Genomic DNA, 11,229 nt, shown 5'->3' with positions numbered 1-11,229 from the left:
GACGTGGCATTCGTGAACCGAGCAGGCGACGTCAACACTGTGCCGCAGGCGGATCGATGAGTGGGAAGATGCCCACATGGACGAATGGCCAGCATGGGCGATCGAACAGGTGCGTGTTCAGCCACCCCATGAGGACTGGCAGCGGCGGGGCGCTCGGCTGTGCCGGGAACTGGATGCCGTACTCGCAGACTGGTTGGTCGAGCCGACGCAACACGTCGGCTCGACTGCGGTGCCCGGCCTGGCATCCAAGCCGATCGTTGATGTGCAGGCCGCGGTCGTCGACCTCGGGTGCTCGGACGCTGTAGCGCGAGTCTTGTTGCCAGCCGGCTGGCACTTCGTGCCTCCCGAGCTTGACGCTCGACCGTGGCGTCGCTTTCTGGTCCAAGTCATTGACGAGCACCGGGCAGCGCATCTGCATCTGCTACCGGCCGGCAGCCCGCGCTGGACAGAGCAGCTAGAGTTCCGCGATGCGCTACGAGCAGACCCGGAGCTCACGCACCGCTACGCGGAGCTGAAGCGGGCGCTGGCCGCGAAACACGCCACAGACCGTGAGGCGTATTCGGCCGGGAAGGCGAAGTTCGTCCGTAGCGTCCTCGGTATGCCGGAAATTCCGGACCAGGGGTGAGAACCGTCCCACAGCCGGAACCCCCACCGGACACACTCGCAGCCGACATGGATGAACAGTGGCACGCCACTAGGGGCATCCCGTATGACCCGCCCGGTGGTCCGTCCCGCGACGGCACGTCATACGGCACGCCCCCGGGCGGGTCACCATCTGCGGCACACAGCTCCGTGGCCCGCGGTGGTCATCGGCGTTGGGCCAGCACTTTCTGTCCGGCTTCGCGCAGCTCCCCGGTGGGTGAGACGTGGCGGTAGAGGGTCTGGCGGGTGATGCCGAGCTCCTTGCACAGGGCACTGACGTTGGTGTCCTTCTGGCCCATCGAGGCCATGGCCAGGCGGATCTTGGCCGGGGTCATCTTGTACGGCCGGCCGCCCTTGCGGCCCCGGGCCCGGGCCGAGGCCAGGCCGGCCTTGGTACGTTCGGAGATCAGCTCGCGTTCGAACTCGGCCAGGGCCGCGAAGATGCCGAACACCAGCTTGCCCGAGGCGGTGGTGGTGTCGATGGCCGCGCCCTGGCCGGTGAGCACCTTCAGGCCCACGCCGCGCTCGGTGAGGTCGTGGACGATGTTGACCAGGTGCCGCAGGTCCCGGCCCAGCCGGTCGAGCTTCCACACCAGCAGGGTGTCCCCGTCCCGCAGGGCCTTCAGGCAGGCGGCCAGGTGGGGGCGGTCGTCGGTCTTGCCGGAGGCCTTGTCCTCGTACAGGGCCTTGGGCTTCACGCCGGCGGCGAGCAGGGCATCGCGTTGCAGGTCGGTGGTCTGGGATCCGTCGGCCTTCGAGACTCGCATGTACCCCACCAGCACCGCGCACCTCCACTGTCATTTATTCGATCGTTTACGTGACAAAGCGACCTCGAAGCCAAGAAATCACGAAAAATGTCACATAACCCGTCTGTGCCTTTCACCTTTAGGTGGCGGTGGTTTTTCGGTGCTTGATGGCGGTCGGGGTTCAGGTGTTGCCGATGACGAGGATGCTGGCGGCGGCTTCGATGACGTCGTTGGTGATGGTGTCGAGCTCGTTGATCTTCAGAACACGCTGAATCTGAGGGAAGAGGCGTTCCAGGAGCCGGAAGTTGCCGCGGGTGATGCGGGTGATGGCGGCGATCGCCTGGGTGTCGGTGAAGTCCGCAGGATCCAGGGTCTTGCCCAGGGCCTTCCAATGGCGTTTCAGGACGAACAGCATCTCGTCCTGGCTGAGGGGGCGGTATTGGTGGGCGAAGCCGACCCGGCTGTAGAACTGGGGGTAGTGGGCGAACTGCTTTTCCAGGCCGGGCATGCCGATCAAGATCAGGGCGATGTTGTCGCGGTCGTAGAAATCCCGCAGTAATTCCAGCGCGGTCGCGCGGAGGCGTTCGGATTCATCGACGATGATCAGTTCGACGTGGTTGGTGCCGTGGTGCCGGCCCCGCTCCCAGCTCCAACTCCAGGTCTCTGGTGCCTCTTGATTTGGGGGTGAGAGGTGCTGGTGGATGCAGATGTTGGCGCGGGCAATGATCTGGTCGAGCTCTTGCTTCAAGCTTTTCGGGCCGGTGAGCACGCTAGGGGTGTAGAGCACGGTGCGCGCTCGGGCGACGGCGGCGTAGATCTTGGGGTCCTTCTCGGAGCGGGGGCCCCAGTGGGTGAGGAGTTCACCGGTCTTGTCCCAATGCGCGTACCGGCGGGCCGAGAGGGTCTTGCCGACGCCTGCCGGACCGAAGCACAACCCGATGGTGCGCTGGCGGCGCACGGCATCGGCGAACTCGGTGAAGCGGCGATGTTCCTTGGTGACGATGAAGCTCTGGCTCACATCAGTCCTCCTGGTAGACCTTCAGCTTCGGCCGCCGTGGTTCTGGGGCCGGGGCGGTGCTGGCCGGGGGCGGGGCCTCGGTGGTGGAGGCAAGGACGGCGATGCGTTCGTGGATCCCGGTCCGCAGGGCCCGGCGGCGGGTATTGCGGGCCGCCTGGACGTCCTTGAGGCTGACCGCCTCGGTCTGGTGGTCTGGGTTCACGGCCTTGCACAGGAATGCGTCATGGTCGAAGACCCGGATCTCGGTGATGTCCCGGGGGTCGTAGCGGATCACCACGGCTTGACCGACGTAACCGGCCAGCGTGGGAGAGGTATACCGCAGGCCCTGGAAGTGGATGCCGTCGCGGCGCACGATTCGGGACTGGGCGACGGTGAGCAGCAGTCCGTCCAGGGCCTCCACGGATTCGGGCAGCCGGGGTAGCCAGCCCTCGGCGATCCATGCCGCCCGCGGGGTGGTGCCCAGTTCGCTGTGCGCACGGTCGTTGTAGGTGACGATGAATTCCTCCAGCGTTCGGTCCAGTTCGGCCAGGGACAGTTTCGGTGTGGGGGTGGGCTGGCCGCGGACGGTGTGCCCGGGCAGCGTGGTGAGTAGCTCGGTGTTCACCGTGCTGAAGAATCGCTCGATCTTCCCGCGGCCCTGGGGCCGGGCGACGGTGGAGTGGATCAGGCGGATGTGCAGGTCCACGGCCGTGGTGCGGAGCTGCTGGCTGGTGAAGTCCGACCCGTGGTCGACGTAGAGCACCTCGGGGATTCCGCACATGGGCCAGTCCGGTCGGGTCTTGGGCCAGATCCCCTGGCGCAGGGCCAGGGCGGTGTTCATGGCTGAGGGCGCCCCGAGGAAGACGGTGTACCCGCAGACTGCGCGGGAGTGATCGTCGAGGATCGTGGTCAGCCAGGGCCGGGCCGGTTTGCCGTTGGGGCCGAGGATGAGGAGGTCGAGCAGGGTGTGGTCGGCCTGCCAGAGCGCATTGGGCCGCTCGGCCGCCCAGCGCAGGGCCAGTTCGTACTTGTCCCGGTACGCTGCCGGCCCCTCGAGGGCGAGGGTGACCATGTCCGGATCCAGGGCCTGAATGATGGACCGGACCACCCCGTAGGAGGGCACCGGCCAGCCCCGTGCGGTACAGATCGGGGCGATGCGGCGGCGCACGGTGCTCATGGCCGGCCGGGGTCGGGACAGGGCCAGTCCCTCGATCAGCGTCACCAGCTCCTTTGGGACCCGGTGGCTGCCGGCGTCAGCTCGAGGACCGTCTTGCAGACCGGTGTAGCCGTGGGTCTTGTATCGGGCGTGCAAGCGCTGCAGGGTGCGCAACCCGATGCCGGTGTCCTGGGCCAGTGCGGTCAGGGGGATTCCGTCCTCGACGTGCAGTCGCAGGATCTCCCACCGCCCGGCCGCCGCCATGACCGGGCCTATGCGGTCTTCCTGGTCCGCCGGCGCCGGGCCGGCCGGGCCTTTTCCGGCCGGTCGTGTCCGCGTTCCAGGGCCCGGTAGATGGTGGTCCGGCTGACCCCGAGCACCTGGCCGATCTGGGCCACGGTCAATTCTTGCTGTTCGTACATCCGCCGGGCAGCCCGCACCTGCTCGGCCGACAGCGCCGGGGGTCGGCCTCCGGACCGGCCCCGGGCCCGGGCGGCGGCCAGCCCCGCATTGGTGCGCTCTCGGATCAGGTCCCGCTCGAACTCGGCCAGGGCGGCGAAGACGTGGAACACCAGCCGGCCACCCGAGGAGGTCGTGTCGATGGTCTCCTGCAGGGAGCGGAACCCCACACCCCGGTCGGCCAGGGCCTGGAGTTGGTCGATCAGGTGCCGGATCGACCGGCCCAGCCGGTCCAGGCGCCACACCACCAGGGTGTCTCCGGGGCGCAACTGGTCCAGCAGTTTCTCCAGTTCCGGCCGGGACGCCAACGCCCCGGACCCGGTGTCCACGAACACGCGATAGCAGCCGGCGGCCTTGAGCGCATCGATCTGCAGTGCCGCATCCTGATCCGTCGTCGACACCCGCGCATAGCCCAGCAGCTCACCCATGCCCAGAATGTACCGGAACTCGTCGTCCGGTGTCCGTATCTGGGCATAGATTCCGCGACGCAGTTTCGCTACACAAAAGGGACGCTTCACGACACTCGCCGCTGCGACTTCTCCGATGTAGCGGAAACGGTCGTTTTTGCCACTCTCAGAGCTCAGGTGCAGAAAGCCCTGGACGGCCGATAGCAGGTCCCTAGAGGCCTTAACACCACTTGGGTGATGGTTAGAGGCGTGGAGTCTTGCCCGCCTACCACTGCGGACGGAGGAGCACCTTGCCGGCCGAGGCCTGGCGCAGTGAGGTCCTGATGCCGGAGAGGGCTTCGCCCAGGGGCAGCTCGGCTTGGATGCGTGTCTGGATATGCCCGGTTCGGATGAGGTCGAAGACGGTGGCGAAGGCCTCGGTGATGGAGGTCTTGTTCGCGGAGTGAATCCAGGTGCGCAGGCGGAACATGTCGATCGTGATGTCGGGACGTTGATGCGACAACGAGGGCAGTAGCGGCTGACCTGAGAGCAGCCCGTAGTGCACGAGCCGTCCGCCGGTGCGGAGCCGTTGCGCGAGGGCCGTTCCCTGGGCCCCGCCCACGCAGTCGAAGACCACGTCGACGCCGGAAAGCCGGTCGTCCTCTTCTAGTTGCCGCTCGGCGTGGCCGGCCGGCAGGTGCAGGTACTCGGTCCAGTAGCCGGCCTGGTGTTGGTCCTCGGGTTGGGGGTGCCGGCCCAGTCCGATGGTGCGGATGCCGCGCTGTTGCAGAAGGCGCGCAATGATCTGGGCGATGGAGGATCCCGCTGCGTTCACGGCCGCGGTGCGCACGTCACCGGTGCTGGCGTGCAGCTGGACCATTCGCAGGGCGGTGAGCGGGTTGATGTAGGCGGTCGCCGCGGCCGCGTCGTCGAGGTCGTCGGGGACCGAGACGCACCAATCGGCGTCGAGGACCTTGGTGCTCTGCCAGCCTCCGGCCGAGCCGATGGGCAGCACGCGCTGCCCGACCCGCAGCCCCCCGGAAGGCCCGCCCAGGGCTTCGACGACGCCGACTCCTTCGAAGCCCGGGATGAAGGGCAGAGCGGTCCGAGAGGCGTAGGCCCCGGTCACGGGGATCAGGTCGGAGGGGTTGATCGGGGAGGCGATCATCCGCACCGCCGCCTGCCCGCGGCGCACCGGTTGGGGGTCTACCGTGGCGAGCTGCAGGACCTGCAAGGGATCCCCGAAGGAGCGGGCGATGAGCCCTGTTCCGGCGTGGGTCATGTCGTTCCTTCTCTGCCCCTCTCTGCGCAGTGCCCGTGTCTTTCGTCGTGGCAGGCGAGGTGCCGGGGTCTAGCTGGCGGCGGCGATGATCGCGCCGAAGACCCGTTCGGGGTCCTCGGCGATGCGGTTCAGGACGTACAGCCACCACTGGTCGCCGAAGATGGAGTACTCCCGGGTGGTGTGCCCTTCCTGGTGCAAGCGGTCCAGGGTGGCGGTGCCCAGCCCGAGCAGCATCTCGAACTCCACCTGGGGCTGGCGGATCAGGTCGGGGTGCGCGGTGATCAGGTCGTCGATCAGCCCGGCATCGTGGGTGGCCACGGACAGCGGGTGGCCGGCCTGCAGGATGCGCCCGGCCAGGCGCAGGTAGGCCTCGCGCAGCTCGGCGCTGCCGCGCGGGTAGGCGGTCTCGGCCGGTTCGAGGAAGGCCCCCTTGACCAGGCGGATCACCCCCGGGCGTTCCAGGACCCGGTCCAGGTCCGCTTCCGTGCGGTGCAGCCGGGCCTGGACGGTGATGCCCACGGGCATTCCCTCCCGGCTGAGGGCGTCGTAGGTATCCAGGACGAGGTCGGTGCGCTCGGAACCCTCGGCCGAGATCATCAGGGCGGTGCCCAGCGGCGCCAGGGCATCGGCCATGGCCCGGGCGTTCTGCGCGGCCAGGTCCGGGTCCACGAGCGAGCCGATGTGCGAGAGGTCGAAGGACACGGTGCTGGGGATCTGCGCCTCCCGCAGCGCGGAGATCAGCTCCAGGAACACCGCGGTCTCCGCCTGTGCCAGCTCAGCGTCCCGGACGCTTTCCCCGGCGTATTCCAGGCTGACCAGGTGCCCGCGGGCCATGCTGCGCCGAGCCGACGCCAGCGCGTCCTCGACCGTGTCGCCGGCCGAGTACTGCCGGGCGATCTTCGTGGCCATCCTGGCCAGCGGTGGGGAGGACATCACCTTGTGCTTCAGGTCCTCATCCAACGCCCACGCGCGCAGCACATCCGCGGCCGTGTCCCGTTCGCTCATCCGCACCCAACTCCCTTGTTGATCTGTCGGCACTCCTGGGAGGGAGACTATTGGCCTCAACGGCCACAGACTGCCACCGCACCGGTTATTGCGCGCCGCGACGGGATCAGCCGCGGATCAGGTTGATGGCCAAGGCGAGCATTACGACGCCGATCACCACGTCCACGACGCGCCAGGTGCGCGGACTGTTGAGCGGTCCCGACAACGCTCGGGCGCCGTAGCCCAGCGCACTGAACCACGCCACGCTGCCCACCACGGCGCCGATGGCGAAGACCCACCGGGCCTCCGGGCCGTGCTGGTTGGCCAGGCTGCCCAGCAGCACCACGGTGTCGAGGTAGACGTGGGGATTCAGATAGGTCAGGGCCAACGTGGTGGCGATGACCGATCCCCGCGACCGCGGGGCCTCGGCGGTCAGGGAAGACGGCTTCAGGGCCGAGATGAAGGACCGCACTGCCCACCACGTCAGATAGGCGGCCCCGCCCCAGCGCAGCACGTCCAGGGCCCAGGGGAACCGGGAGACCACCGCCCCGATCCCCGCGGTGCCGCCGAGGATCAACACCGCGTCGCTGACCATGCACAGGGCCACCACCACCCCGACATGTTCCCGGCGGATGCCCTGGCGCAGCACGAAGGCGTTCTGCGCCCCGATGGCCACGATCAAGGCCAGCCCAGTCATCAGCCCCGCACCCCAGACGCTCCACATGGTCCTCGACGCTAGCCAGCGCCCCCGATGCAGACAAATGAATGAATCGATGGATGGATTAGTTTTGCTTCATGAACTTCGATCAGTTGCGCGCCCTGGTGGCCATCATCGACGAGGAAAGCTTTGAGGCCGCCGCGGACTGTCTGCGCATCAGCCCCTCAGCGGTCAGCCAGCGCATCAAGGCCCTGGAGGCCTCCCTGGGTCAGGTGGTGATCCGTCGGGGCGTGCCCTGTACCCCCACAGAGGCCGGGGCAGTGCTGCTGCGCATGGCTCGTCAGGTCCAGGTCCTGGAAGCGGAGACCTGGAGCCGGCTGGGCGAGGGTTCCTCGTTCCAGAGCGTGACCCCGGTGGCCGTCAACGCTGATTCCCTGGCCACCTGGTTCGTGCCCGTCCTCCACGAGGTGGCCGGATGGCCCGAGACCACCCTGAAGCTACATGTGGAAGACCAAGACCACAGCAGCCAGTTGCTGCGCCGGGGAGACGTCATCGGGGCCGTCACCGCCGACCCCACCCCGGTCAGTGGGTGCCGGGCCGAACGGCTGGGCTTCATGCGCTACGTCCCCGTGGCCACCCCTGCACTGCGCCAGCGGTTCACCACCGACGCCGGCCTGGACTGGGCGCGCATGCCCGTGATCCAGTTCAACACCAAGGACGATCTGCAACACCAGGTCCTGCACGCCCGGGGTGTCGCCCCGGGTGCGTCCACGCACACCATCCCGTCCTCCGAGGGATTTCTCGCCGCCGTCCGGGCCGGCCTGGGCTGGGGCATGATCCCGGAGATCCAACTGGGCACCGACCTCACCGACGGGTCCCTGGTCCTGCTTGAGGACCACGCCCACCACGACGTGGCCCTGTACTGGCAGACCTGGACCCTGGATTCCGAACGGCTGAACCGCATCACCGCCGCCGTGCGCCAGGCCAGCCGAGAGCTGCTGCGCACCACCGCACCAGAGGGGCCGAAAGCAACCCGATAGACCCGCGTGCGGTCCACGCCCGGCACCGCGCCCGCCTCCCGACCGATAGTCCGCCCGCCCGGATCGGCCCGGCCGCGGCGCCGGCTCCTGGTGGGGTCGTCGCTGAATCCGGATCAGCGACGCAGATGCACGACGTCGGCGGCGGAGACCTCGAGCAGCTCCCCGCGCCGGGTGGCGCCGACGATCCCTGTCCCCATCGCGTCACGGTCGGCCGGTTCGATCAGCAGGGTCCCGCCCGGGCCCAGACCGCGGGCGGTGCCCTCCAGCTCGGAACCGTCTGCCAGGTGAGCCCGCACGGCGGTCCCCAGCGTGGCCATCCGTGTGATGACGGCTTGGGGGGCCGGATGCGTGCCGTCCACCTCGCCGGGGTTCGCACGGACGCACACGCAGAAGTCGTCCATCGCCCGGCCCAACGCCCGCAGGAGTCCACCCAGGACCTCGGCAGGCTCCGGTGACTGGCCGACGGGCAGCCAGTCCGCCATCGCCGTCGCGGTGGGCACCGGCGCACCGTGGGCGCCGAAGTCGAGATTGAGTCCCAGGCCCAGGACCAATCCGCTCTGGTCCGGGAGCACACTGGCGAGGATGCCGCAGAGCTTGCGGCCGTCCTCGGCCAGGACGTCATTGGGCCACTTCGCCCTGGCCGGGATGCCCCGGCGCTGCAGTTCGCCCGCGGTGGCGGCCGCGGTCACCAGGGTGACCCAGCTGAAGAGCTCGACCGGAAGGTCGGGCCGGACGACGACCGAGACGGACACGGCGGTGCCGGCCGGGGCGGTCCAATCCCGGCCCCGACGCCCGCGTCCGGCGCGCTGGTCCACGGTTGCCAGGGCCCGCAGGTGCGGCCACTGTCCGGCTTCCGCTGCGATGCGCTCAAGGACGGCCTGCTGGGTGGACGCAGTGTGCTCGACCCACGTCACCGGCGGGATCGCGTCGGCGCCGGCGTGGTCAGGGGACGTGTCATCGGCCATGCTCTAGGTATACCCGCCCGGGAAACCCCTCCCGCCCGTTCGCCTAGCCTGACGTCATGGCAGATGAGCAGGACGAGGAACGGGTGAGTGTATTGCGGTGGCCACTGAAGTGGCTCACGGACGAGAAGTTCTGGCGAGACACATTTAGCGGTGCCCTAGCAGCCATGATTGCCGCCTTCGCGATCTGGGTCGCCGGCGTCCTCCTTGGGTACTTCCAGAATCCACAGTGGCAGGCCGACAGCCTGCCCGTCCTCTGGTGGGTCGCTATCGTCCTGGCCGTAGGGAGCATCCTCATCAGCGCCGTGATACTCATCTGGCCGGGCAACATAGACGAGGAAGGTAAGAAGCACGCCGTCGCGACGCTGATCACCTTGGTCTGCGCGATGCCCCTCTTGGTCTATGGCGTGCTCCAGGCCTAGTGCTGAGACAGAAAACGGGGACACCCACGTGGCACTGTTTGCCTGACACGCTCTGCCGCAACAGTCACCGCTGAACCGTCGCTCAAGCCTCCCGCCACACCCGAGCCGTCATCGCCCCGGTGAGTGCGACGAGGTCGGCGGGCGCAAGCTCGACCTCGAGGCCGCGCCGACCGGCACTGACGAGCACCCTCTCGTGCTCCAAAGCCCTCTCGTCCAGCACGGTCGGTAGGCGCTTGCGCTGGCCGAAGGGCGAGATCCCACCGACGACGTAACCGGTCACCCGTTCGGCCAGGGCCGGATCGACCATCGCCGCGCGCCGTCCGCCCATCGCTGCGGCCAGGGCCTTGAGGTCCAGGCGCTCGGCCACGGGCAGAATCGCCACCACCAATGCGCCGTCGACATCGGCCAGCAGGGTCTTGTAGACCCGCGCCGGGTCCACGCCCAGCGCCGCGGCCGCCTCCAGGCCGAAGGGCAGCTCGCTGGTCGGGTCGTGCTCATAGGAGCGCACGGTGTGCGGGACGTCTGCCTGTTGCAGCAGGCGCAGCGCAGGGGTAGCGGCGGCACGTCGAGCCGACTTGGTGGCTTTCATAGCCCTATCTTGCCCATCCCGGCGCCTGCTCGGGCGGGTCCTAACTGGACCCGGGCGTTTCAGGAAGCCACGGTTGCGGCCGGCACCTCATGAGTCAGGACCATGCGCCGCCAGATAAATCCGAAGAAACACCGCCACATAACTCCAAAGGCCACACCCGTCATCTATTCTACGTCGCGCAGACGGTGGTTGCGGCAGTCAATGTGACAGCCGAACTCCGCCGATGCCGGAACCTTCACCTTTCCTCGCGCACACACGTGCGAGCGGGCAGATTGCTCTGCGGAAATCAGGCCACTTATCTCTGCGATTCACAGAATCACGCGGCCGGCTTTGTCGTCTCTGGTGTCGCGCCTGACCACCGTTATTGAGAAGGCGCGCCACGGCGGTGTCACCAAACTTGTATGTCACAAATTGATAACGAATCTGGCCTAGGTGACTCAACACCAACCAACACGACGCAACACCATGCAACGCGACTCAACACCGTGCGTAGGCGTGCCTAGGTATGCGCAGGTCAGGCGGGCAAATGACCTCTACTCACCAGTGGTTGACTGGTCTCACCAACCCCCACCAGGGCAAAGCAGAAGGCCCCCCGAGTCACCTTCCACAGATCGACGGGGAGCCTTCCAGACCGAAGGCCGGTTGCACCCGGCCTAGGTCACGCGCACGCCCCAACTGTCAGAAAGAGGTGCGCCGGTGAGCACAACAGCCCACCCGACCCCCACTGTAGGTGATCCCCATACGCGACGCCGCGTCATGGTGAAGCCTCAGGACGTGGCCGACGACTACGGCGTCCACGTCAACACCGTCTACCGGCTCATCCAACGCGGAGTGCTCACGTCGCACCGCGTGGGGCACCAGCACAGGCTGGACCCCGAGCAGGTAGCCGCGGCGTTCAGGCGGTAG

13 protein-coding genes are annotated in these 11,229 nt (G+C 67.9%); 4 read left to right on the top strand and 9 right to left on the bottom strand.

What is annotated here, in order from left to right; genetic code table 11:
- The first annotated feature begins 76 nt into the window (after positions 1-76).
- Positions 77-625 (top strand): GrpB family protein, encoded by a 549-nt coding sequence (locus tag Q0283_RS16980; protein WP_298045787.1) that lies wholly within the window; start codon positions 77-79, stop codon positions 623-625.
- Positions 626-806: 181 nt separating this feature from the next.
- Here the strand turns inward: Q0283_RS16980 and Q0283_RS16975 are convergent, their stop codons facing one another.
- The 7 genes from Q0283_RS16975 to Q0283_RS16945 form a co-directional block, all read right to left on the bottom strand.
- On the bottom strand, positions 807-1,424 hold the full coding sequence (locus tag Q0283_RS16975) for a recombinase family protein (RefSeq protein WP_298045785.1): 618 nt from the start codon (positions 1,422-1,424) through the stop codon (positions 807-809).
- Between the two features lie 145 nt (positions 1,425-1,569).
- Positions 1,570-2,406 (bottom strand): AAA family ATPase, encoded by an 837-nt coding sequence (locus Q0283_RS16970; protein ID WP_298045784.1) that lies wholly within the window; start codon positions 2,404-2,406, stop codon positions 1,570-1,572.
- 1 nt (position 2,407) lies between these two features.
- Positions 2,408-3,805, bottom strand: a complete 1,398-nt coding sequence (locus tag Q0283_RS16965; protein ID WP_298045782.1) for a Mu transposase C-terminal domain-containing protein — start codon at positions 3,803-3,805, stop codon at positions 2,408-2,410.
- Between the two features lie 8 nt (positions 3,806-3,813).
- Positions 3,814-4,428, bottom strand: a complete 615-nt coding sequence (locus tag Q0283_RS16960) for a recombinase family protein (RefSeq protein ID WP_298045780.1) — start codon at positions 4,426-4,428, stop codon at positions 3,814-3,816.
- A 244-nt stretch (positions 4,429-4,672) separates the two neighbouring features.
- On the bottom strand, positions 4,673-5,668 hold the full coding sequence (locus tag Q0283_RS16955) for a zinc-dependent alcohol dehydrogenase family protein (RefSeq protein WP_298045779.1): 996 nt from the start codon (positions 5,666-5,668) through the stop codon (positions 4,673-4,675).
- A 69-nt stretch (positions 5,669-5,737) separates the two neighbouring features.
- Positions 5,738-6,673, bottom strand: a complete 936-nt coding sequence (locus tag Q0283_RS16950) for a proline dehydrogenase family protein (protein ID WP_298045777.1) — start codon at positions 6,671-6,673, stop codon at positions 5,738-5,740.
- Between the two features lie 106 nt (positions 6,674-6,779).
- Positions 6,780-7,376: a LysE/ArgO family amino acid transporter gene (locus tag Q0283_RS16945; protein ID WP_298045776.1), complete on the bottom strand. Its 597-nt coding sequence runs from the start codon at positions 7,374-7,376 to the stop codon at positions 6,780-6,782.
- Between the two features lie 71 nt (positions 7,377-7,447).
- On the opposite strand from Q0283_RS16945, the gene Q0283_RS16940 reads away from it, so the two are divergent.
- Complete coding sequence (locus Q0283_RS16940) at positions 7,448-8,350, top strand: LysR family transcriptional regulator ArgP (protein WP_298045774.1); 903 nt, start codon at positions 7,448-7,450, stop codon at positions 8,348-8,350.
- 113 nt (positions 8,351-8,463) lie between these two features.
- Here the strand turns inward: Q0283_RS16940 and Q0283_RS16935 are convergent, their stop codons facing one another.
- Positions 8,464-9,315 carry a biotin--[acetyl-CoA-carboxylase] ligase gene (locus tag Q0283_RS16935; RefSeq protein WP_298045772.1) on the bottom strand — a complete coding sequence of 284 codons (852 nt, stop codon included), beginning with the start codon at positions 9,313-9,315 and terminating at the stop codon, positions 8,464-8,466.
- Between the two features lie 56 nt (positions 9,316-9,371).
- Between Q0283_RS16935 and Q0283_RS16930 the strand changes: the two genes are divergently transcribed.
- On the top strand, positions 9,372-9,734 hold the full coding sequence (locus tag Q0283_RS16930; RefSeq protein ID WP_298045771.1) for a hypothetical protein: 363 nt from the start codon (positions 9,372-9,374) through the stop codon (positions 9,732-9,734).
- A gap of 82 nt (positions 9,735-9,816) precedes the next feature.
- On the opposite strand, the gene ybaK is transcribed toward Q0283_RS16930, so the two are convergent.
- Entirely contained in the window at positions 9,817-10,323 is a 507-nt protein-coding gene (gene ybaK, locus Q0283_RS16925; RefSeq protein WP_298045769.1) for a Cys-tRNA(Pro) deacylase, read from the bottom strand.
- Between the two features lie 756 nt (positions 10,324-11,079).
- On the opposite strand from ybaK, the gene Q0283_RS16920 reads away from it, so the two are divergent.
- Entirely contained in the window at positions 11,080-11,229 is a 150-nt protein-coding gene (locus Q0283_RS16920; protein ID WP_298045767.1) for a helix-turn-helix domain-containing protein, read from the top strand.

Source organism: uncultured Citricoccus sp. (assembly GCF_937871995.1).
Classification (GTDB): domain Bacteria; phylum Actinomycetota; class Actinomycetes; order Actinomycetales; family Micrococcaceae; genus Citricoccus.
The sequence above is the reverse complement of the archived record's forward strand: the minus strand, read 5'-3'. Positions and strand labels throughout refer to the sequence as shown.